This is a genomic window from Ruegeria sp. R14_0 (assembly GCF_017743975.1).
Taxonomy (GTDB): Bacteria; Pseudomonadota; Alphaproteobacteria; order Rhodobacterales; family Rhodobacteraceae; genus Ruegeria.
Window position 1 is genome coordinate 842,816 of the sequence record NZ_JAGHRC010000001.1, and the last position, 22,618, is coordinate 865,433.

Consider the following 22,618-nt stretch of genomic DNA (forward strand, 5'->3'; position numbering starts at 1 on the left):
AAGGTATTGATTCCCGGCAGGAAATATTCGCATTACGTCGAGAATCGAATAGCCTTATCTTAGGCTATGACAATGTCTCGAAACCTATCATATGATTAGATTGAAGAATACAAATGTTTGATAATCCGCATGATCGAAAGCGATTGTTGGGCTCTGGCTGGTTTGGCGCGCGTGGGGCGCGGTTTCAGTCGGACCTGCTGGCCTGCGCAATTGAACGAACCTTTGAGGCTGAAGAGTCGCTGTACCTGTATGGCGACTTGGCCAACGGGGTTTATGCGGTTCTGGAAGGCGCAGTTCAGATCACAGCCCCCGCTGATGATGGTCAGGAATTCGTTGTGCACAGGCAAGGTGGCGGGTTCTGGATCGGGGATCTGGCCCTATTTGCCGAGGCCAGAAGGCTGGTGAGCGTCGTTGCCACCCAAACCACACGAACGTTGTTTTTCCCGTCGCCTCGGTTGGACCGGTTGGTTGATGACAATCCCGATTACATTCGCGATTTCTACGCCTTGTCTCATGAAAACATGCAAACTGCTTTGCGTATCATGGCCAATCTGGCTGTGACCGGCACGGAAAAACGTCTTGTTCTACGCCTTTTGCACTTGGACGAAGGGACCGCAAAATCCGATGGGTGGATCGTAATCTCGCAAGAAGAACTGGCCGCGATGGTGGCCGTGTCGCAGCCGACGTTACATCGCAATTTGCATCGTCTCGCAGATGCGGGGCTGATCGAACTTGGATACGGGCGCGTGCGCCTGAAGGACCGGCGCCAGTTGATCGCTTCGTGTCAGTGCTGAGCTCCGGGGTTGAGCGGCGGCAGCGGGTTCGCTGGCGCTTGCGCGGATTGCTTGAGTGACGCCAGCGCTGACAGCGCACCAGCCCAATCCTCGGTCCTGGTGTCGGGATGCGCCGAGTATCTGGCGGCGCCGATCTGGGCGAGGTGCTGGTCCAAACTGGTCGTTTGACTGGCCATGCCGCAGCGAGATTTCCACATCTCCAAAGCCGCGTAAGCTGCTGCGATATCATGATCTTGCAGCGCTTTCTTAAGTTCACCCAAAGCATAGTCGGGCGAAGACAGGAACGCATCCCGCCGAAGTCGGCGCCATCGGTCGACACGCGGGCGCAGGAACCGGATGGCAAGCCATATGAACAGCGAAAAGGCGGCGAACCAAACCACGAACCTTAGAATCGTTTCGGTGTCTGGCGGTTGCCACTTAGGCCGGGCCAGTGTCAGGTCGACCGGGTCAATGTTGATGGTCTCGACCTGATCGCCGCCCAAATTGTACCAGCGGATCGTAATCGACGGCAGTTGGGTTTGACCGCCGTCCTGCGCCAGATAGACGACTTCATCTACCCGTTGACCCGAGAGAACGCCCCGGTCTTCATTTTCTGTAAATCGGGGCTCTTTTGGATAGGCGCGCAAAAGCGGGTCCGGGTTGTCCGGGATCAGTTCAGGCACCAGAAACGGTGTCGTCCCGGATATCTTGGCGGTCAGGCGACGCGTGATCGATCCGCCATTTTCCATATCCGTATCCCCGTCGATCTGCTGATCGACGGTCAGACCGGTTGCGATGATCAGCGGATCCAGATCGCGTGCGCCCTCGGGAACCACTGTTTTCAGGGTCAAGTCCGGCAAGGGTACGCTGACCTGCACCGGCGCGTTCGTTTCGGGATCGGCAAAGGTGACCACGACGTCCTGCGCACCAAACGCAACGTCCCCGGCGCGCAGAGGATAGAGGCGATAGCTGCGTTGAACGCCTGACCAGGTTTCACCATCAACGGATTCACTCACTGGTCCCGAAGCACGTTCCGGCAGGCGCACCAAAAGGTTCTCTTGCTCAAGCGACGGGAACACCGGAGGCGAGGGCATGAAGGTTGGCACAAGCACCTTGATGCGCACAATTGCAGGCTGCCCCACCATGACCGGTTCCGTGGGTGCCTCGGCGGTCACTTGTGGCTGGACGCTGGTCTGGGCCCAAAGATGCGTCGGGATCAAAAGCATAAGGAGAGCAAGGTATCTCATTGCTGTTGCTCCTGATTTTCCAACAGGAAGCGATTGCGCAGAAAGTCTTGCATGTCGGTATCAATCGTACTGATCCATTGGTCAGCTGACATGGCCTGCGCTCCGTCCGTTGGGGCCTGAATGGTCGTCTGTTCCCCACGCCCAGCGTCGTTGTCAAAGACCGTGTCGTCGGCCCCGATCCCGGCTTCCTCGCCGGTATCAGACTGTTCGCGCGTGGTTTCAACATAGTCGAGGATCGCTTTCGAGACCTCGAGGTTATGCTGCGCTTCGGGCCAATCCGGACGGCGGTCCAATGCGGTTTCAAAGGCCGTGATAGCGGGGCGATATTCGCGGTTGCGTATGCGCGCCATGCCTTCGGAAAATGCGGCTTCGGGCGTGTCCAGCTCGGCAAAGATCGCGGCAGCTTCGGGATACTGCCCGGCCTTTAGTCGTGCATAACCTTCCTGATAGGGGTCCTGAAACAACTCGGCCGCTTCGGCATAGCGTTTCTGGTTCATCGCGATCTTGCCTTGCTGGTCCGGCGTCAGAAACCAGTCGCGCCAGCCATCGGCATAAGCCGGGCCTGACGGGGACCCAAAGAAGAAGGCCAGCAATATCAACCGGATTACCCAACCTCTGCGAAACCAAAGCAAGGACAGAAAAGCGGCTGGCCAGGCCAGCACCCATCCCTTGTCTTGCCAGTCCAAGCGGTCATCATCATCCAGTGCAGCCGTGTAAGCCGATTGAATTTGACGCTGTAAGCGATTGATATCTCGATCATCGCCTGAGAACGGAACCACTGTCGCCCCGTTCAAGCCATCGAGTTGTGCGATGTTTTGACCATTGGGCAGCATGGTCAGAAAGAACACGGGCACAGTCGCGTTCTCGAATCCGGCCAATTGCGAAGGGTCGAGGTCGTCCAGCACAAAAAGGACAGCGCCGGGCGTTTCGCTATCGTTCAGGATCGTCTCGGCAAGCGTCAGCGCATCCGCTGCGGCGCCGCCTTGTTTGGGCATGACAGCAGGGGTGAGGCCTTCCAGTAGCGGGCGCAGAATATTGGCGTCTTCGGTAAGCGGGGCGACGCGATGGGGTGTCCCGGCATATGCGACTAGCGCAGTTCGAGCGCCCACGCGCGCGTTGATCAGATCGGTGACTTTGAACTTGGCGCGATCCAGACGAGATGGGGCCAAGTCAGGCTCTTCCATGCTGTCGGTCACTTTCAGAGCGATCACCAGTGGGGCCGTGTCTGCAACCAACGGATTGGGTGCTCGCGACCACGTTGGCCCAGCGGCGGCCAGTGTGACCAGAGCCGAAGCAATCATGGCAACGTCAATCGGACAGAGACGTTTCGCGTTGTCAGCCCCCAACTCAAGCGCAGCAGCAAGGTGCGGCGCAATGCCGGACATAGCCTGCGTGCGGGCGTTTGGTTTAGGTCGCATCAGCCACCAAAGGGCAAAAACTGGTATGAGGAGCAGAAGCCAACCTGCTCGAAGGAAATGGAAATCTGCCAAAACGCCTATCATGCCGCACCCTTGCGCCGTTGGGCGACCAGCAAGACTGCCAAGGTCATCAGCATCACCAATACAGCAAACCCAAGCGGATAGTGCGCAAGGCTTTCACGTGGTCTGTAGCTTTGCGTCTCTACAATTCTTGGGTTGAGCTCATCTATGCGGGCATAGGTTTCGGCCAGCGCGTCCTGATCGTTGGCAAAGAAATATGCACCACCTGTTCTGTCCGCGATATCTTTCAGCGCATCCAGATCAACGCGATCCTCACCCGACGCGTCCGGGTCGCCAACGCCAACTGTATAGATGACAACGCCTTTTTCCGCCGCGATAGCTGCTGCATTGACCGGTGTCATACGGCTGGAGGTGTCAGCGCCGTCGCTTAGGACAATCATCAGACGTTGGTCAACTTCGCTGGATTCAAAGGTGCGGATACCCAGTCCGATGGCATCTCCAAGGGCTGTGTTCGGACCGGCCATGCCGACTTGAGTTTGGTCCAGAAAGCCATTCAAACTATTAAGATCTTCGGTAAACGGGGCCTGCACGAAAGCGCGGGTGCCAAAGATGATCAGCGCCATCCGATCGCCTTGCCGTTCGGCAATGAACTGGCGCAACACATCCTTTACTGCGGCGAGGCGCTGCGTCGGCGCGCCGTCTGACGCGGTGAAATCCCTCTGGTCCATTGAACCCGAGATATCCAGCGCCAGAACTACGTCTCGGGCCGATTTTTCAATCACCACGGGCTCTCCCAGCTTTTCTGGGCGGGCCATTGCAATGACCAGAAGGCACCAGATTACAACCACGGTCCCAGTCTGGAAGGCCGCGCGGCGCGGAATGACAGACCCTGACCGGGGCTCGACGCCAGCGGCCTTTGCAACATGGCGGAAAAAGGGAATGCGGATCGAACTGCTTTTCTCGCGGTGAGGCGGGGCGAGCCAGTACACCAAAGCGGGAAGTGGAAGCAGGACGAACACCCAAGGCGCGGCAAAGGAAAACATCACGTATTCCTTTCGCGTTTGTGGGATTTGATCCATTGCTGCGCCAGTTTCGTCAATTCCGGATTGGCGGGAATGGTCGTGTAAGGCGCTGACGTCAACGCATCAGCTTCAGTGCCGGAAAAGCGTTTTTGGTCAAATGTTTCGTTTAGGAAGTTTATCCAAACGTCTCCGTGCAGGCCAGCAACCTTATCGCGCGGAAAGGCGACAAGCGCCGCTCGGCGCAGGATCTCGGCGATCTTTGCGGGATTGTCTTTTGCAGTCGCCAGTTCAGTCAGCGCCTCGCGCCTGTAGGCATTCACCCGTCGATGGCGAAGAAACGCATGAATGACAAATGCGATCAGCCCTACAATAATGGCGGCAAGCACAACCCACCCCCATGTCTGCGGCACCATGGAAACCGGGTCCGGCGCTGGCGCGGGTTCGAGCATGTCGAGCAGATCGACCAGTGATTTGCCTTCGACGTCTACACTCATCTGCGGCCTCCGGCGTGACCAAACAACCTGAGCAACTGGTCGAGTGTTGGTTCTGCCGTCGTCAAAGGCACGATGGGAAACCCATAGCGGCGCGACCAAGTTTGCAACTGAGCCAGCCGATCTTCCATCGCTTGACGGATACGGTCCGACAAACCCGTGTCCGCGCTGTCCAGTTCGATCTGGTTATCTCCGTCCGATACAGTCAGCCTAAGGTTGGGTACCAACTCGCGAGAGCTTGGGTCTGAAATATTGAACAAAATCAGATCATTTGAAGCGGCAAGTTCACGTATCAAAATCTCAGAGCTGTCATCCAGCCCGTCGAAATCCGAAAAGACGCAGATCAGTGTGTTGGTATGCGCAATGCGGGCAGCCTGTTTCAGCACTGCGTTTAGGGTCACTGTCGCGTCGGCGCGCTGCGAGGCGCGCAGGCTGCAGTTCAGCGCGCCCACAGATGACAGAAACCGCGTTAGTGCGGCGGGGCGACGTTGTGGGCGGTGTTCGGCCAGATCGGTGTCGCCGAAGACGAGCCCTCCGACCCGGTCGCCTTGACCCAGTACTCTGTGCGCGGAAATCGCCGCAGCCTCGGCCGCGATCACGGATTTCATATACACTTGCGTGCCAAAAAACATCGAAACTCGCTGGTCGACCAGCAATAGGGCCGGGCGGTCGCGTTCTTCCGTATAGACCCTAACGTGGGGCTTTCCCGTGCGGGCCGTGACTTTCCAGTCGATCGTGCGGATGTCGTCACCGGGCAGATAATTGCGCAGCTCTTCAAAGTTCAGACCGCGCCCGCGCAAACGCGATGCGTGCCGTCCGTTCAGAATGGAACGAGCGGGCTGACGTGGTAAAAGGCTGATCGCGCGCGACTTAGGCCCCAACCGTAGCAGGTGGTCCGCATCCACATGGATGCGCGGGTCGTCGGGATAGGCGGCGGTCTGGGACACGCGGCGTTCCTTAGCTATCAGGGCAGCGCAACAAGCTGCAGGATTTCCGAAATCACATCGTCGGCGGATTTCGCACTGCCTTGCGCCTCGAAGCTGAGCGTTATGCGATGTCGGAATACGTCATGGGCGATGGCGCGGATATCGGCGGGGTCCACGTAATCACGCTGGTTCATCCAGGCATGTGCGCGTCCGCATTTGTCCAACGCCAGCGAGGCGCGCGGGCTGGCGCCGATGTCGATCCAACTGGCCAGTTCCTCGCTCAGTGCGCCCGGGGTTCGGGTGGCTTGCACTAGGTCTGCCATATAGCGGTCCATTGCGTCCGAGACGTGGATTTGCCCGATCTCGGCACGCGCCGCGAATACCGCGTCCTGAGGGATCGTCGGCGGTGCATCCTTGGACCCGCCTTTGCCCGCCGCAATCTCTTCTCCGCGTACCAGGCGGATCACTTCAACTTCGTCTTCGACCGGAGGGTAGGTGATCTGCACATGCATCAGGAACCGGTCCATCTGCGCCTCGGGCAAGGGATAGGTGCCTTCCTGTTCGATCGGGTTCTGCGTTGCCATCACGATGAACAGCGGTTCCATTTTATGTGTTGTGCCTGAGACGGTTACCTGCCGTTCTTCCATCGCCTCAAGCAGAGCTGCCTGTACCTTGGCAGGTGCGCGGTTGATCTCGTCGGCGAGGACAATATTTGCAAAGATCGGGCCAGGCTCGAACCGGAAGGTTCCGCCATCGTCGGTTTGCTGAAAGACCTCGGTGCCGGTGACGTCCGAGGGCAGGAGGTCGGGTGTGAACTGGATGCGGCTGAAACTTGCGTCCAGATTGCGGGCCATTGCCTTGACTGCGCGGGTTTTGGCCAAACCGGGCAACCCCTCGATCAGCAGATTGCCGTTGGCCAACATTCCGATCAGAAGGCGGTCGATTACGTCGGTTTGTCCGATGATGGATTGCCCCATGCGGGCCTTGAGATCATTTATCTGATTAAGTGCATTCATTTGGCGGGTCCAATCGGCGTCCACATTCAGTGTTAGAAGTGTGGTTGTTCAGAAAAAGACTGAGAGCAGAAAATCTGTCGTGACACCCGTATGTTAGCAGTGTTCGTTCGGACGATCTACCGTGAAATCCGCGCGGCCAATCGGTCCAAGTCCTGTCTTAATTCCTCTCGGACTGGGCCGTGGTTGGCAGCGTCCCGCAAGGTGTCCAACCAGTGCGCCGGAGGGTTGCGGCCTGCCGACCGGTTCCAGGTCAGCGCGCGCAGAACGTCTTGGGCGTTTGTATCGAGCTTATCGGGAATGTCGAACCCGTTCAGGGTGGCCCATACTCCGGTCCACAACCGGCCGACGGACCATGGGTTATAGCCGCCGCCGCCCAGAACCAGAAATCGCGGCGCGAGGCCTTTGAGAGCGGCGACCGCCTTCCAGTGCGAAGTGTTGGACAGGGCCAAACGCGACAGAGGGTCCTCGGCCACAGCATCCGCGCCACATTGCAAAACGATGGCTTGTGGCGCAAAGGCCTGGGTTGCGGGCAGGATCAACTGATCAAGGATGGCGGCAAACTCATCATCATTGAGGTTCCTGGGCACCGGCAGGTTGAAGGCAGCGCCGTCAGCTTCGTCCTCAAGACGTCCGGTAAAAGGCCAGCGTCGGGTTTCGTGGATCGAGATCATGCGAACAGTGTCCGAGCCGTGGAACGCGACCTCGACGCCGTCGCAATGATGCGCGTCGATATCCACATAGACGATCCGGTCCAAACCCATCTGTAGCAGGGTCAGGATCGCAAGAACGGGATCGTTCAGATAGCAAAACCCGTTGGCGCGGTCGGGCAGACCGTGATGCGTGCCGCCGGCAGGGTTGTAGACGATGCCACCGTCACGGATCAGTTCAGCGCCCAGCATGGACCCTCCGGCTGCGGTGGCGGGGCGGCGGTACATCTCGGGGAAGACGGGGTTGGACAATGTGCCCAGCGCATAGGTTGAGCGGACATCGTCAGAAACGGTCTGCGCAGCCTCGGCCGTTTGCAGCGCGTCGATATATTCGGGCGTATGAAACCGGTGCAAAGCGCTGGGTTTCGCGCAGGGGCTGACGCGATAGTTGTTGGCGCCCAGCCAGCCCAGCGCGCGGCACAGGTCAATCACGGTGGAAACACGCGGAATAGCCAAAGGATGTTTTGAGCCATAGGTGGAATGGCGATAGATCTCTGACCCTATGAAAATGGGGCTGTTCACAGACTAGTGGGCCTGCGCTGGCGGTGTGTCATCGCCAAGACGGCCGTCCAGCGACATCAGGATTGCCACGGGGCGCAGAGCGGGTATGTGGCTGAAGATGATCAGAATGCAGACCGTCAGGGGCACGCTGAGGAACGCTCCGATCAGGCCCCAGACCGTGGTCCAGAAGGTCAGCGCCAGGATGACCAGAAAGGTGGACATGTTCAGTGATCGGCCCAACATGGCGGGATCGAGAAAGTTGCCGATCATGAACTGGATGGTGCCGCAACCCAGTACGATGATCAGGAACGGTCCGATCGTTTCAAACTGTACCAAGGCAATCATTGCCGGGAAGATCACGGCAATGATCGACCCGATCGACGGGATGAAGTTCAGCGCAAAGGTCAGCACGGCCCATGTCTCTGCATATTCTAGTCCAAGCATCTTGAAGACGGTATAGCTGATGCCCGCTGTGACAAGGCTGATAAAGGTTTTTACACCGACATACCGCTGCAGGCTGTAGGTGATGGCGTCCAGAATGGCCGTGAACTCGGCCCCGGTTTCAGGGCTGCCTGCGGCCAGCCGGATCTTTTTTCGAAAGGCCAGACGCTCGGCCATCAGGAAGGCGACGTACAGGCTGATCAGAAAGAACTGGTTCAACAGCGATGTCGCACTGCTCAGCAATACACGGGCCACGTAGGACATATCGATGCTGACAAGGTTGTCGCGGATGAATGTTGTCACATCATTGCCAACCAGCCCCGTGATGCGGTGTACGGCACCGTCGAACTGGTTTTCATAGGTGCTGATAGAGCGGGCGAATTGCGTGGCCTGACTGCCCAGAATGTACATGATCATGAACAAACCGGCCAGAACGACCGTGACAGCGGCGATATTGGCCAGCCAGATGGGAACGCGCGTCAGGGCGATCACACGATCACTGAGGGCGATGATCAGAACGTTTATCAACAGCGCCATCGTCAGCGGGATCAAAAAGGCAGACCCAGCATAAAGGCCCAGCACGATCAGCGTGGCCACGATGGTCGTGTCCCGCACGACCGACAGTTTCAACCGGGGGCCGCTCGTGTTCTGATCTGGTTCCAAAGTCATCGCTCAGCCCGCCTGTGATACCGCGTGGCACGTTACACCGATTGGTGGTCGGTCTGGAAGGCGATCCTGCATAGCCGAGCGGGATTTTGCAATGCGGGCAAATGTTTGGCCGGGATAATTTACGTTGCAACCCGGATTTGCCGTTTCAGAGGAATGGCCCCGCGGGTTAGGCTCTGCCAATGAGCGCACAAGTGATTCCCTCTTTCAGCCGACCCATCAGGGCGCTGTGGCTTGCCATAGTTCGGTTCAGCAACAAAAACGGCTTTGTCATGAGCAGCCACGTCGCCATGTCGCTGATGCTGGCCTTGTTTCCCTTTGTGCTTTTTACGGTGGCGTTGGCCGGGTCCTTGTCGCAAGGCTATGTCACCGACGAATTGATCGAGTTGGTGTTCGGGGCCTGGCCCAAAGATGTTGCGGGCCCAATCGTTGCCGAATTGCGGGCGGTTTTGCAGGAGTCGGGCTCTGGCGTCATCACCTTGGGTGGTCTGCTGGCGATCTTCTTTGCATCGAATGGGGTGATGGCGGTACGGGCTGCAATGAACCAGGCCTATCACGACCGGGACGTCTGGCCGTTCTGGAAAACCCGGCTGCTATGCCTGGGGCTTGTGATCGTAGGCGGCGTCGCCATTTTGGGCATTGCAGCGGTCGAGGTTGTCTTGCCGGTCTATACGCAGTTGGTCAGTGAAAAGACGGATGTTGACCTGTCGGACTGGCTGTCGGTCGAACGCCTGCGCTGGACCTTCACAGTCGCGGTTCCGGCAGGCACCGTTCTTTTGGCGCATCTGATCCTGCCAACGCGGCGGCACAAGATCATGCAGATTCTTCCCGGAGTTATTCTGACACTGGCCCTATGGGCCGCAGGCGGGTGGGGGTTCTCGATCTACATCGCCCAGTTTGCAACTTACAGCGCCACATATGCGGGTCTGGCCGGTGTCATGGCGGCATTGATTTTCCTGTATCTGTGTGCGGCCATTCTAATCTTTGGCGCCGAATACAATGGTGCTTTGATGGATCTGGAAGATAATCAGGGTAAGGGGTCGGCGTGAAAGTTCTGGTTCTTGGCGTCGGGCTGCTGTTGCCCATTGCTGCTTTTGGTCAGTCAGCGGCGTATGTCGGCTCAGATCAGTGTGTCGAATGCCACAAGGACGTGGCCGCTGAATGGTCTTCATCCCATCACGCGTTGGCCTGGACCGAGGTTAAAGACAGCTCTGTTGTCGCTGATTTTGACGGCACCCGGTTCGAACATGACGGCATGTCGGTGGAGTTTTCGGACACGGATGGAGAATTGAGCGCGGCAGTCACCGAAAAAGACGGGGTTACCACCGAATATGGTGTGCATTCCGTTGTCGGCATCGAGCCGCTGCAACAGTACCTTTTCCAGACCGAACCCGGCTGGTTGCAAAGCTTTGACGTGGTCTGGGACACCGAGAACAAAGAGTGGTTTCACCTTTACCCTGATCAGGATCTGCCGCCGGATGACGGGTTGCATTGGACCGGACCGTACAAGAACTGGAACGCGCGATGCGCCGAATGCCACGCCACCGGCTTTGAAAAGAATTACAACGCCGAAACCCGAACCTATAGCTCGACCCAGTCCGAGATTGGTGTCGGGTGTGAGGCCTGTCACGGCCCCGGCTCGGCGCATATCGACTGGGTCGGGGGGCAGAGCTTGCCCGAGGGCCTCGGCGACACCGGTTTCCTGATCGATTGGGGGCGGGGCCAGACCGAGGTTGAGATCCAGCAATGCGCGGGCTGCCATTCCCGGCGCGAGGCACATGGCGACGGCAACCCGCTGCCGGGTACACCGTTTCACGACGCGTATAACCTGGCCGTGCTGCGCCCCGGCCTCTATCACCCTGACGGGCAGATTCTGGACGAGGTCTACGTGTATGGCTCGTTCCTGCAGTCCAAGATGTATGATCGCGGGGTAGGGTGCATGGATTGCCACAATCCGCACAGCGCATCCCTGAAGGCAGACGGAAACGGGGTGTGCACGCAATGCCACTCTCCGGCTGCGAACCCGCGGTTCCCGACGCTGAGTGCGAAAGAGTACGACTCGCCCGAGCATCATCACCACCCTGACGGCAGCAAGGGCGCGCAGTGCAAGACATGCCATATGATCGAGCGCGTCTACATGGGTGTGGACGGCCGTCGCGACCACAGTTTCCGTATCCCGCGTCCCGACTTGGGGCTTGGACAGGACACCTGTACGGATTGCCATCAGGATCAGGACCAAGACTGGGCTGCGCAACAGATCGCAGGATGGTTCCCGGATAGCGCGCACAGAGAACCGCATTTCGGATCGGCCTTTCAGGCCGCCACGCTGGGCGTCGCTGATGGGCCTGAGGACTTGCTGGGGATTGCGACTGACATGGATCAGCCCGGTATCATTCGCGCAACAGCGGCTTATCTTTTACAGCCCTATGGCTCTGCGGATGTCGCAGCACAGACGGTCGGCTTGCTGACTGATGAGGATCCGTTGGTGCGCGCCAATGCAGCGCCGTTGCAGCGTCAGGCCAGCTTACCTGATCAGGTGCAGCGTCTTGAACCGTTGTTGTCGGACCCGCTGCGAAACGTCCGCATATCCGCAGCAAAAGAGTTCCTGAACATACCGCCGCAGGCGCTTTCCCGCACGCAGCAGCAAGCGTCAGGGCAGGCCATGTCCGAGTGGCAAATGGCGATCTCAAACCGACTGGATTTCCCAGAAACCCATCTGGTTCTGGGGGGAATGGCCCTGACGTTCCGCAACGCCAGAGCCGCCGAACAAGCATTCCAAGAGGTCGTGACACTTGATCCGCAACGGGCCGAGGCCTGGCCCATGCTGGTCCAGTTGGCGCAGATCAATCGCGGGGCTCAGGCTGCGCGTGAGGTGCTGAAACAGGGGCTGGAGATCATCCCCGATGACCCAAACCTTTTGCAATTGCAGGACCAGCTGGGCCGCTGAATCGGCTTGGCTTGGCCCGGTTTCGGCCACGTTCCCGGCAAAATTCCCGAGTATCCCTCACGCTGAGGCAAGATCTGCCGCAGCGTATAGGTGAGCGATGTTTCTGAAACCGGTCCACACGTCCCAAATGAAACGGCCATTGGCGGTGTGCCAGCGGGTCGAAGAGTTACGCGCCCGACCGCCACAATACATCAACCACGGCGAGGCGCTCTTGTTGCAAGGCATCGCGGTCGCATCGCTGCGCGAACAGGTGCTGACCGAAGATCGAATTTCGTTGGACGACTGATTCAGCCGCGGAATCCGGTCGCGACCACGAACTTCTCGGAACTGTCCGAGCGCGACGCAGGCGGTTTCACATTCGCAACCTTGTCGAATTTCTGTTTTAACAGCTTCTGCAGATCGCCTTCGGCACCACCCGCCAGCACCTTGGCGACGAAAGTGCCGCCTTCATCCAGCACGTCAAATGCGAAATAGGCCGCCGTTTCGCACAGTGCCATGATGCGCAGGTGGTCGGTTTGTTTGTGACCCGATGAGGCCGCAGCCATATCGGACATCACCACATCGGCTTTACCGCCCAGCCAGTCTTTGACCTTCACATCGGCGTCGTCTTCCATGAAGTCCAGCACATGGGCCTCAGCACCGGCGACGGGTTCGACCTCTTGCAGGTCGACGCCCAGAACCGTGCCGATCCGCTTGCCGGACTTTTCGCCCAGCGCATTGACCCGCTTCACCGCCACTTGCAGCCAGCCACCCGGGGCGCAGCCCAGATCGACCACGCGCGCGCCAGGGACAAGAAAGCGGAACTTATCGTCCAGTTCCAGTATCTTATAAGCCGCGCGCCCACGATATCCTTCGGCCTGGGCGCGTTTCACATACGGGTCGTTCAACTGCCGCTCGAGCCAACGGGTCGAGCTGAGCTTACGCCCGCGCGCCGTCTTAACCTTGACCTTCAGGTCGCGTTGCCCGCGACCCGAGGTGTTTTTGCCACTTGGTGTCTTCGCCATCAGAACGGTCCGTCTTCCAATACACCGTCCGCGCTCATCTGCGCATAAAGCAGGCCTTCGCGCAGCCCCCGGTCCGCCACGGAAAGGCGGTCAGTGGGCCAGCATCTTAACAGCGCCTGCAAAATGGCCGAGCCGGACATGATCAGCGCCTGGCGGTCCTCCCCAATCCGGGGATCACGGCGCCGACCCTGAGGGCCGAGTTCTAGATACCCACGTATGACTTTGTCAATCTGATCGCTGGTCATGCGCAAGCCATCCACCTTGGTGCGGTCATAGCGCTTGAGGCCAAGGTGCGAGGCGGCGACAGTGGTGACCGTGCCGCTGGTGCCGACGATCTGGAAGCCTTCACGGGCCTGCTCGTCCTTGTAGGGCGCGAAATCGGCCAGATTTTCCTCGAAGAACCAGCTCATTAGGGCAAACCGGGCCGAGTCATCCTCGACATCGTGAAACTGGTCGCGCAGCGTAGCCACACCCAAAGGAACACTGATCCAGTCGACGACCTTGGCCGCAGGAAAGGGGCTTTCGCTGGTGTGAAACCCGTGATGCAGGCGCATGATCGCTGCGGGCCGGTCCCGGCGCGGCACGGATGAGATGTCGATCCACACCAACTCGGTCGAGCCACCGCCGATATCGACAACCAGCAACTGCTCGGTCTTGGTGGACACCAGCGGCGCGCAAGAGATAACGGCCAAACGCGCCTCTTCCTCGGGCTGGATGATCTCAAGCGTCAGGCCGGTTTCGCGTTTGACCTGCCGAATGAAGTCGCGTGAGTTCTTTGCGCGGCGGCATGCCTCGGTCGCGACCAGACGCATCCGTCTGACCCTGTTGCGTTTCAGCTTTTGCTGGCAGATGCGAAGTGCCTGAATGGTGCGCGCCATCGAGGACCGAGACAACCGTCCGGTCCGTTCCAAACCCGCACCCAATTGCACGGACTTGGAAAAGCTGTCGACCACATGGAAGCCACTGCCTTTAGGCTGGGCTATCAGCATGCGGCAACTATTTGTTCCCAGATCCAGCGCCGCATACAACGCATCCGGATCGGGTCTTGCTGGCGCGGGGCTTTCGACCGCCTTCGGGAACGCGCCCGCACCTTTGGGACGCTTGGGCGCCATGTTAAACGCCCTCCGATTATCGAGTTACCCCGACCATAGGTCGGGGACATGCTTCGTGCAAGACGCTCATTAAAGTGATGAGAATTTTGATATGAGTCTTTGAGGAAGACTCCGTTACAAGCCCGGTATCCCATCGTGGGCAAAAAGGTCGCTGGAAATGCGTCGTGTGTCGAAAATCGACCGACTTGCCCCCACATAGACGTTTAGAACCGGTCCATCTGGTTAGGAGGAATCAAACGCAATGCCTGACGTCACCATAGTTTACTGGCGCGATATCCCCGCCCAAGTCATTGTCGGCAAGGGCCGCCGTGGCGCAAAGCGGCAGTTGGAGGAACGGTTCGAACAAGCCATCGACCGCGCGGCCATGAAGGTGAACGCCAAGGACAGCGATGCCTACCTGGCGGAATGGCGCAAGGCCGAGCCTTTTGCGGTTGAGGGCGAGCCCTCTGAAATCGCCGAGGCGGAAGCCGTGCGTCTGGAAACGGAATACGATCAGGACCGCATCAAAGCGCTGATCGCCAATGACGGTTGGGCATGAGCCCGAGACAGCTATGGGAGGCCGCAATGGCTTTGCTGAACTTCAAGAAACGTGATGCGGTCGAAAACGGCCCGGTGAATCCGACCGTCGAAGCCTTTTTGCAGGGCTATTCGATCGAAGTGATGCCGCGCACCGCCGAAAAGGTGGAAGACTTCCGCGCGCTACTGCCCGAAGGCACGCGCGTTTACATCGCCCATATCGAAGGCACACCCATCGAGGATATGGTCAAGACCGCCAAGCGCATCGCGGACGAAGGCTATCCGGTCATGCCGCACTTCCCGGCGCGGATCATCAAGGACGCAGCGACGCTGGAAAACTGGATTTCGATGTACCAGGGCGAAGCGGGTGTAGATCAGGCCCTGCTGCTGGCCGGTGGCGTTGCCAAACCGCATGGCGACTTCGACAGCTCGATGCAGTTGCTGGAAAGCGGCCTGTTCGACAAGGCTGGGTTTAAGCGTCTGCACGTCGCGGGCCACCCCGAGGGCAACAAGGATATCGACCCGGACGGCTCGACCAAGAATGTCGATGATGCGTTGCGTTGGAAACAGAAATTCTCTGAGACCACCGATGCCGAAATGGCGCTGGCGACCCAGTTCGCATTTGACGCCAAACCGATTATCGAGTGGGCCGATGGTCTGAAAGCTGCGGGTATCGACCTGCCGATCCATATCGGCATCGCGGGTCCGGCGAAACTGCAGACCCTGATCAAGTTCGCCATCGCCTGCGGCGTTGGCCCGTCGCTGAAGGTTCTGCAGAAGCGCGCCATGGACGTGTCCAAGCTGCTGCTGCCGTATGAGCCGACCGATGTGATCACCGAACTGGCCAACCACAAAGCGGCCAACCCGGATTTCAACATCACCAACGTACACTTCTTCCCGCTTGGCGGCATCAAGACCAACGCCAACTGGGCGATCAACAACGGCGGCGCTTCGGCAAAGCCGGCAAATGCTTAAGGAACGGACATGACCCGTACAGTCGTAGAATCAAAAACAAAAACTGCCGTTCTGGGCTTTGACGAGCCGTTCTGTGTCATCGGTGAGCGGATCAACCCGACCGGCCGCAAGAAACTGGCGGCCGAGCTGGAAGCTGGCGATTTCTCGACCGTCGAGAAAGACGCGCTGGCACAGGTTCTGGCAGGGGCAACCGTTCTGGATATCAACGCCGGTGTTGTCTACAACTCGAACCCTAACCCGAACGAGACCGAGCCGCCGCTGATGCGCAAGATCGTTGAGCTGGTGCAGGGTCTGGTCGAAGTGCCGTTGTGCATTGACTCGTCGGTGCCCGGTGCGTTGGAAGCCGGTCTTGAAGCGGCTGAGGGCCGTCCTCTGCTGAACTCGGTCACTGGCGAAGAAGAGCGTCTGGAATTGGTTCTGCCGCTGGTCAAAAAGTACAACGTTCCGGTTGTGGCGATCTCGAATGACGATACCGGCATCTCGGAAGATCCCGATGTCCGTTTCGACGTCGCGAAGAAGATTGTTGAGCGTGCCGCTGATTTCGGCATCCCAGCGCACGACATCGTCGTGGACCCGCTGGTTATGCCCATCGGTGCCATGGCAACGGCTGGTCAGCAAGTGTTCGCTCTGGTCCGGCGTCTGCGCGAAGAGCTGGGCGTGAACACCACCTGCGGTGCGTCCAACATCTCGTTTGGTCTGCCGAACCGCCACGGCATCAACAACGCCTTCCTGCCAATGGCCATGGGAGCTGGTATGACGTCCGCGATCATGAACCCGGTGGCTCTGCCGATCACACAGAAAAAGATCGCAGAAAAGAAAGAGGCCGTTGCAGCAGCTGGCATCATCCTGCCCGAGGGCATGGATGACGAGGCGTTCGTGCAGATGTTCGGTCTGGGTTCGACCAAACCGCGCGCTGGCAAGGAAATGGAGGCGATCCGTGCCGCCAACCTGCTGACCAACAACGATGCGCATGGCGGCGAGTGGATCAAGTTCAACAAGTCGCCAGAAGAGGCCGGGGCTGCTGGTGCAGCGGGTGGCCGTCGCGGCGGTGGACGGCGTCGTCGCGCCTGATCGGCTCACAAGGTTTGACTGTAAGGCCGGGCAGATTTTGCCCGGCCTTTTTCATATTGATGCGGATCAACGCCAGCCTCTGATCGCACTGTGATACTCATAACGTATCGCAGCAACGGTCAGGAGAGCACATGGGCAAGCATTATCCACCTCGGCTGGGAGATGCCGATCTTACCAAGCGACTGAGCAAGAAAGACTACTTCGAGCGTTTGGTCGAGCTACAGGCCCAATTGGCGCTGATCCAGCAAGCCTATCTGTTTCACGGCGTCAAAGGCGTTTTGGTCTTTGAAGGCTGGGACGCGGCAGGCAAGGGCGGGACAATCCGCCGGATCAGTCAAGCACTTGACCCGCGCAGCTTCAAAGTGTGGCCGATCGGGGCCCCGCGTAATTATTACCTGAACCGCCACTACTTGCTGCGTTTTTGGGAGCGGTTGCCACCAGAGGGTGCGATCTCGGCCTTTGATCGCAGTTGGTACGGGCGTGTCCTGGTCGAGCGTCTTGAAAACCTGACCCCGGAAGAACGCTGGCGCGCCGCATACCGAGAAATCAATGATTTCGAGCGGATGGTCGTTGATGACGGCACCCGGATCGTCAAGCTCTTCTTCCATATCTCTTCCGAAGAACAGATGGCCCGGTTCACCGAGCGTCTGCACAATCCGCTCAAACGGTGGAAACTGACCTACGAGGATTTTCGGAATCGGGAGAAATGGGATGAGACCGAGGTGGCCATTGATGAAATGCTTGCGCGCACCTCGACCGAAATCGCACCCTGGCACGTGATCCCCGCCAACAACAAAAAATATGCGCGGATCAGAGCGATGGAAACCATTGTTGATGCGTTTTCACAAGGGCTAGATCTGAGCCCGCAGCATTTGGATATGCGTACGCTAGAGGCTGCGCGCGAAGTAATGACGGTGGATCGGGATCTGATCGACAGCTTGCGCGCACGAACCGAATAGGGCGCGGATACCGCAGATCAGAGCTTGCAGCCCGCGGTGGCGAAATGCTATCCGTTTCCGGCACGGGCGGGTATGGTGAAAAGGTATCACACGAGCTTCCCAAGCTCTTGTTACGGGTTCGATTCCCGTTACCCGCTCCAGCCGTTTTCTGACATTGATGGACCGCTTTGGTTGGGCAGATGTGCTATGCCGCTCGGCGCGCTTGAAACAGGTTGATCTCGGCCGGGATGTGCACTGCACCTTCGGTCGCAAAGGGGCGAAAGGCCTCGGCCACTTTATGCTGAATAGCTGTGACATCTGCGGGTGTGCCGTCGAAATGGTTGATCACGCGAGCCGCTGGGCCGACACGTGTGCACAATCCAGCGCAGTCCAGCAAAGAGCCCTTGAAATGCAGCGTTACGGGAACCGCTTCGGCGCTCACATCCCAAAGCCCGGTCTTTTCAAGCAACCCGGTCACTCTTTCGCGGTCATGAAACGCGAGGGGGCCGGGTGCATTTCGGTCAACAATTGGTGGATTTCCAAGGCGTTCCGTGGCAGCTACGTGCGGTAGTTTGAACCAAGGATTGGGACGCAGCGGCCCCCACGCGGCAAACGTCATCTGACCGCCCGGCTTCAACGCCCGCGCCATGTTGGCAAAGGCGGCAACCGTGTCTTCAAAAAACATAACGCCAAAGCGCGAGATCAGGACGTCCCGATCCCCTTCGTTGAATGGGTGGGACTGGGCATCGGCGTATTGGAAGGCGATGTTCGGCAGCCCGGCCTCGGACGCCCGCACCGAGGCGCGATCCAAAAACGGTTGTGAGACATCCGCGGCCAAAACATGGCCTTCTGCGCCAACAGCCTGTGCCGCAGCAATCGAACTGGCACCGGTGCCGCAGCCAACGTCCAGCACTCGCATGCCGGGCTGCAGCCCGGCGCGGTCCAGTACCAGCTCCAGAACCGGAGACATAAGCTGATCCAGCTTGTCCTCGTACGTTAACCATTTCGCGCCGGATGCGGACTTGCCCCAGTATTCGGCCTGTTCTTCGTTTGCGATCTGCATGTTGCCCCCCGGTGTTGGGGGCAACTATGACCGCCTGCGCCGCCTGCGACCAGTGCTTTCTTCGGACCCGCCGGTGTTGAACGAAGGCGAGGGCAGGGTGACCACCTGCGCCAGCTCCGGGAACGGGTCGGTCTTGTGCGGGATCGCATTGGCGGCGACGAAGTGGTCCTGGAACTTGGGCTCGATGGCTGTTTCGACCTTGGTGATCTCGCGCACCACGCGTTCGATCTCGGACCGGGCTGCGATATTGCACAGGGCGATCCGCGCGCCGGTGCCCGCGGCGTTGCCCGCGCTGGTGACCTTATCCAGCGGTGCGTCCGGGATCATGCCCAGCACCATCGCGTGTTTGGTCGAGATATGTGCGCCAAACGCACCGGCCAGAACGACGCGGTCGACGGTATCGACCTCCATCTCATCCATCAGCAAGCGGGCACCGGCATAAAGCGCGGATTTGGCAAGCTGAATGGCCCGAATGTCGCCTTGGGTGACGGTGATACGGGGCCCGCCTTCGGCGCTGGCATCGTGGATCAGATAAGCGTGCGTGCGGCCTTCGGGCACACAGCGGGGGGTGCCGGTCTGTTCGGCCGACCCGATCAATCCGCCTTCGTCCAGCAGCCCTGCGATGCGCATTTCGGCGACCGCCTCGATGATGCCCGATCCGCAGATGCCGGTGATACCAGTTGTTGCGACGTCTTGATCAAAGCCTTCCTCGTCCGACCATTTCTCGGACCCGATCACGCGGAAGCGGGGTTCCTTGGTGACGGGGTCAATCTCGATACGTTCAATGGCGCCGGGTGCCGCGCGCTGACCGGAACTGATCTGAGCACCCTCGAATGCTGGGCCGGTAGGCGAAGAGCAGGCCAGAACGCGGCTGGTATTGCCCAGCAGGATTTCGGCGTTAGTGCCCACGTCGACGATCAGAACCAGGTCTTCGGACTTGCCCGGTTCTTCGGACAAGGCAACCGCGGCACAGTCTGCGCCGACATGGCCCGCGATGCAGGGCAGGATATAGACCTGCGCGCGGGGGTTCATGTTGGTCAGGTCCATCTCACGGGCAGGCAGGGACATGCTTTCCGATGTTGCCAGAGCGAAGGGCGCTTGCCCCAGCTCAACCGGATCGAGGCCCAGCAGCAGGTGGTGCATGACCGGGTTACACACGAAGACCGTTTCCACGATCAACGCGGCGTCGATTCCGGCTTCGTCCGCGATCGAGGTCGTCAGATCGTTGATCGCCTCACGCACGGCCTTCGTCATCTCTTGATCACCGCCGGGGTTCATCATGGAATATGACACGCGGCTCATAAGGTCTTCGCCAAAGCGGATCTGGGGGTTCATCAGGCCCGAGGACGCCTTGACCTCACCGGTTTCCAGATCGGTCAGGTGGGCCGCGATGGTGGTCGAGCCGAGGTCGATGGCCAGACCGTAAAGGCCTTGTTCGTGCAGTCCCGGCCAGATTTCGACGACTTTCGCCACCTCGTCCTTGTGGCCTTTGTGAACGGCAACCGTGACCTCCCATTTGCCCTTGCGCAGCACGGGCTGCAACTTGGACATCAGGGACAGGTCTGCAGTAACGGCATCTATGTTCCACTGCTCGCGCAGGGCGCGTTCAAGCCGCTCAAGGTCGCCGGTGGGCGAGTGCATGTCGGGTTCTTCCACCACCACGAAATACAGCCTTGTTGCCGGGTCCATCGTGATGGCACGTGCAGCGGCGGCCTTGCGAACGACCTGCCGGTGCACCTGGCTTTCCGGCGGGACGTCGATCACGATGTCGCCCTGAACCGTCGCCTGACAGCCCAGACGACGACCGGGTTTCAGACCGCGCTTGTCGTCATAGCGTTGTTCCACCGCGTTCCATTCGCTCAGCGCATCCTCGGAAACGGTGACGCCATGCTTGGGGAACTCACCATAGCTGGGCGTGATCTGACACTTCGAACAAATGCCACGGCCGCCACAGACCGAATCCAGATCGACGCCCAACTGCCGAGCGGCGGTCAGAACCGGAGTACCCACGGGGAAGTGCCCGCGTTTGCCCGACGGGGTAAAGACGACAAGGGGGTCGGTGGTCATGTTAGGCCTGCCTTTTGTATTCGCGCGTATGCCGGGCAAGATATGCGTTTGCGCGCAAAGGGAAAGCCATTCAGCGGCACGTTTTGTACGTCTTGCGTCGTTTTTTGCGGCGGTATCGGGTCGCAGGGGGAAACTAGTTTAGGTCAGGGGCTTTTCCTTGCCTTGAATCCATGTAATAGGGTCACCGCCAAACGGGCTTTTGCATGGGGTTAGCAGATGCAGATTCGTGAGGCACTTACCTTTGACGACGTACTCTTGGTTCCGGGCGCATCCACAGTGCTGCCTGCGACGGCGGATACGACAACACGCGTGACGCGTGAGATCACCATGAATATCCCGCTGCTGAGCTCGGCCATGGACACGGTGACCGAAGCGCGCATGGCCATCGCAATGGCGCAGGCGGGCGGCATCGGGGTCATTCACAAGAACCTGACGGTCGAAGAACAGGCGCGCGAAGTGCGCCGGGTCAAGCGGTTTGAATCCGGGATCGTGTACAACCCCGTAACCCTGCGCGCGGACCAGACGCTGGCGGATGCTCAGGCGCTGGTTCAGCGCTATAACTTCACTGGTTTCCCGGTTGTCGACGATGAAGGCCGCGTCGTTGGCATCGTAACCAACCGCGACATGCGCTTTGCCACGTCTGACGACACTCCGATCAAGGCTATGATGACCGCTGACAATCTGGCGATGCTGCAGGAACCGGCCGATCTGGAAGAAGCCAAGAGCCTCATGCGCGCCCGCCGCATCGAAAAGCTGCTTGTCGTTGACGGACAGGGCAAGCTGACCGGCCTGCTGACGCTGAAGGACACCGAACAAGCGGTGCTGAACCCGACCGCCTGCAAAGATCGGCTGGGCCGTTTGCGCGTGGCTGCGGCGACCTCGGTTGGCGATTCTGGATTTGAGCGGTCCGAGCAGTTGGTGGATTCCGGTGTCGACATCATAGTGGTCGACACAGCGCACGGTCACTCGCAGGGCGTTCTGGACGCAGTGAAGCGTGTGAAAACCCTGTCGAATGAGGTTCAGATCATCGCAGGAAACGTTGCCACGGGCGAGGCCACCAAGGCACTGATCGATGCGGGCGCGGATGCGATCAAAGTGGGCATCGGGCCGGGGTCGATCTGCACCACGCGGATGGTTGCAGGCGTAGGTGTGCCTCAGCTGACGGCCATCATGGACTGCGCGTCGGCTGCCGCAGATGTTCCGGTGATTGCGGACGGTGGCATCAAGTTCTCAGGCGATTTTGCCAAGGCGATTGCGGCGGGGGCGTCCTGCGCGATGGTTGGCTCGATGATCGCGGGAACGGACGAAAGCCCGGGCGAGGTGATCCTATATCAGGGCCGCTCGTTCAAATCCTATCGCGGCATGGGCAGCCTAGGCGCGATGGCGCGCGGTTCGGCGGATCGCTATTTCCAGAAGGACGCGGCGAACGACAAGCTGGTGCCCGAAGGGATCGAGGGGCAGGTGCCGTATAAAGGCTCGGCTAGTGCGGTGGTGCACCAACTGGTTGGCGGTCTGCGCGCGGCAATGGGCTACACCGGCTGTGCGACGGTCGAAGAGATGCGCAAGAACTGCAACTTTGTGAAAATCACCGGCGCGGGCCTCAAGGAAAGCCATGTGCATGACGTTCAGATCACGCGCGAAAGCCCGAACTACCGGGTGATGTAAAGCAACAACGTTTGCAGCGCGGCGCCCCAAC

21 protein-coding genes and 1 tRNA gene are annotated in these 22,618 nt (G+C 59.3%); 10 read left to right on the forward strand and 12 right to left on the reverse strand.

Annotation, left to right across the window (positions count from 1 at the left end):
• Positions 1-113 precede the first annotated feature (113 nt).
• On the forward strand, positions 114-794 hold the full coding sequence (locus J7416_RS04115; RefSeq protein ID WP_209223323.1) for a Crp/Fnr family transcriptional regulator: 681 nt from the start codon (positions 114-116) through the stop codon (positions 792-794).
• Here the strand turns inward: J7416_RS04115 and J7416_RS04120 are convergent.
• The 8 genes from J7416_RS04120 to J7416_RS04155 form a co-directional block, all read right to left on the reverse strand.
• Positions 785-2,020 (reverse strand): BatD family protein, encoded by a 1,236-nt coding sequence (locus J7416_RS04120; RefSeq protein ID WP_209223325.1) that lies wholly within the window; start codon positions 2,018-2,020, stop codon positions 785-787. The genes J7416_RS04115 and J7416_RS04120 overlap by 10 nt on opposite strands.
• On the reverse strand, positions 2,017-3,438 hold the full coding sequence (locus J7416_RS04125; RefSeq protein WP_247744093.1) for a VWA domain-containing protein: 1,422 nt from the start codon (positions 3,436-3,438) through the stop codon (positions 2,017-2,019). The genes J7416_RS04120 and J7416_RS04125 overlap by 4 nt, the downstream gene beginning before the upstream one ends.
• An 80-nt stretch (positions 3,439-3,518) precedes the next feature.
• The gene (locus J7416_RS04130) at positions 3,519-4,502 is read right to left on the reverse strand and encodes a VWA domain-containing protein (protein ID WP_209223329.1); all 984 of its coding nucleotides are present in this window, start codon (positions 4,500-4,502) and stop codon (positions 3,519-3,521) included.
• Positions 4,502-4,975, reverse strand: coding sequence for a DUF4381 domain-containing protein (locus tag J7416_RS04135; RefSeq protein ID WP_209223331.1), 474 nt, complete (start codon positions 4,973-4,975; stop codon positions 4,502-4,504). The genes J7416_RS04130 and J7416_RS04135 overlap by 1 nt, the downstream gene beginning before the upstream one ends.
• Positions 4,972-5,919, reverse strand: coding sequence for a DUF58 domain-containing protein (locus tag J7416_RS04140; protein ID WP_209223333.1), 948 nt, complete (start codon positions 5,917-5,919; stop codon positions 4,972-4,974). The genes J7416_RS04135 and J7416_RS04140 overlap by 4 nt, the downstream gene beginning before the upstream one ends.
• Before the next feature lie 17 nt (positions 5,920-5,936).
• Positions 5,937-6,914, reverse strand: coding sequence for a MoxR family ATPase (locus tag J7416_RS04145; RefSeq protein ID WP_209223335.1), 978 nt, complete (start codon positions 6,912-6,914; stop codon positions 5,937-5,939).
• 116 nt (positions 6,915-7,030) lie between these two features.
• Positions 7,031-8,143, reverse strand: a complete 1,113-nt coding sequence (locus tag J7416_RS04150) for an acetoin utilization protein AcuC (protein ID WP_209223337.1) — start codon at positions 8,141-8,143, stop codon at positions 7,031-7,033.
• A gap of 3 nt (positions 8,144-8,146) precedes the next feature.
• Positions 8,147-9,232 (reverse strand): AI-2E family transporter, encoded by a 1,086-nt coding sequence (locus J7416_RS04155; RefSeq protein WP_209223339.1) that lies wholly within the window; start codon positions 9,230-9,232, stop codon positions 8,147-8,149.
• Between the two features lie 179 nt (positions 9,233-9,411).
• Here J7416_RS04155 and J7416_RS04160 point away from each other — a divergent pair, with 179 nt between their 5' ends.
• The 3 genes from J7416_RS04160 to J7416_RS04170 all read left to right on the forward strand — a co-directional run bounded on the left by J7416_RS04160 (position 9,412) and on the right by J7416_RS04170 (position 12,462).
• A complete protein-coding gene (locus J7416_RS04160) occupies positions 9,412-10,278 on the forward strand; it encodes a YihY/virulence factor BrkB family protein (RefSeq protein WP_209223341.1) in 867 nt (288 codons plus the stop codon).
• Entirely contained in the window at positions 10,275-12,176 is a 1,902-nt protein-coding gene (locus tag J7416_RS04165) for a cytochrome c3 family protein (protein WP_209223343.1), read from the forward strand. Before J7416_RS04160 ends, J7416_RS04165 begins: the two co-directional genes overlap by 4 nt.
• Positions 12,177-12,273: 97 nt before the next feature.
• Positions 12,274-12,462, forward strand: coding sequence for a hypothetical protein (locus J7416_RS04170; RefSeq protein ID WP_209223344.1), 189 nt, complete (start codon positions 12,274-12,276; stop codon positions 12,460-12,462).
• Position 12,463: 1 nt separating this feature from the next.
• On the opposite strand, the gene J7416_RS04175 is transcribed toward J7416_RS04170, so the two are convergent.
• Together J7416_RS04175 and J7416_RS04180 are read right to left on the reverse strand one after the other, a co-directional pair.
• Positions 12,464-13,180, reverse strand: coding sequence for an RlmE family RNA methyltransferase (locus J7416_RS04175; protein ID WP_170424660.1), 717 nt, complete (start codon positions 13,178-13,180; stop codon positions 12,464-12,466).
• Positions 13,180-14,292: a Ppx/GppA phosphatase family protein gene (locus tag J7416_RS04180; RefSeq protein ID WP_209223346.1), complete on the reverse strand. Its 1,113-nt coding sequence runs from the start codon at positions 14,290-14,292 to the stop codon at positions 13,180-13,182. Before J7416_RS04180 ends, J7416_RS04175 begins: the two co-directional genes overlap by 1 nt.
• A 241-nt stretch (positions 14,293-14,533) precedes the next feature.
• On the opposite strand from J7416_RS04180, the gene J7416_RS04185 reads away from it, so the two are divergent.
• The 5 genes from J7416_RS04185 (at position 14,534) to J7416_RS04205 (ending at position 17,953) form a co-directional block, all read left to right on the forward strand.
• Entirely contained in the window at positions 14,534-14,830 is a 297-nt protein-coding gene (locus tag J7416_RS04185; protein WP_170424664.1) for a virulence factor, read from the forward strand.
• Between the two features lie 26 nt (positions 14,831-14,856).
• Positions 14,857-15,783 carry a methylenetetrahydrofolate reductase gene (locus J7416_RS04190; protein ID WP_209223348.1) on the forward strand — a complete coding sequence of 309 codons (927 nt, stop codon included), beginning with the start codon at positions 14,857-14,859 and terminating at the stop codon, positions 15,781-15,783.
• A 9-nt stretch (positions 15,784-15,792) separates the two neighbouring features.
• Positions 15,793-16,854 (forward strand): methyltetrahydrofolate cobalamin methyltransferase, encoded by a 1,062-nt coding sequence (locus J7416_RS04195; RefSeq protein WP_209223350.1) that lies wholly within the window; start codon positions 15,793-15,795, stop codon positions 16,852-16,854.
• A gap of 131 nt (positions 16,855-16,985) precedes the next feature.
• A complete protein-coding gene (locus J7416_RS04200) occupies positions 16,986-17,813 on the forward strand; it encodes a polyphosphate kinase 2 (RefSeq protein WP_209223352.1) in 828 nt (275 codons plus the stop codon).
• Positions 17,814-17,879: 66 nt separating this feature from the next.
• Positions 17,880-17,953: transfer RNA gene (locus J7416_RS04205), tRNA-Gly, on the forward strand.
• Between the two features lie 44 nt (positions 17,954-17,997).
• On the opposite strand, the gene J7416_RS04210 is transcribed toward J7416_RS04205, so the two are convergent.
• Both J7416_RS04210 and J7416_RS04215 read right to left on the reverse strand, forming a co-directional pair.
• Entirely contained in the window at positions 17,998-18,855 is an 858-nt protein-coding gene (locus tag J7416_RS04210; RefSeq protein ID WP_209223354.1) for a class I SAM-dependent methyltransferase, read from the reverse strand.
• Positions 18,856-18,879: 24 nt separating this feature from the next.
• Positions 18,880-20,922 (reverse strand): ASKHA domain-containing protein, encoded by a 2,043-nt coding sequence (locus J7416_RS04215; RefSeq protein WP_209223356.1) that lies wholly within the window; start codon positions 20,920-20,922, stop codon positions 18,880-18,882.
• Positions 20,923-21,138: 216 nt separating this feature from the next.
• Here J7416_RS04215 and guaB point away from each other — a divergent pair, with 216 nt between their 5' ends.
• A complete protein-coding gene (gene guaB, locus J7416_RS04220; RefSeq protein WP_209223358.1) occupies positions 21,139-22,587 on the forward strand; it encodes an IMP dehydrogenase in 1,449 nt (482 codons plus the stop codon).
• Positions 22,588-22,618 lie beyond the last annotated feature (31 nt).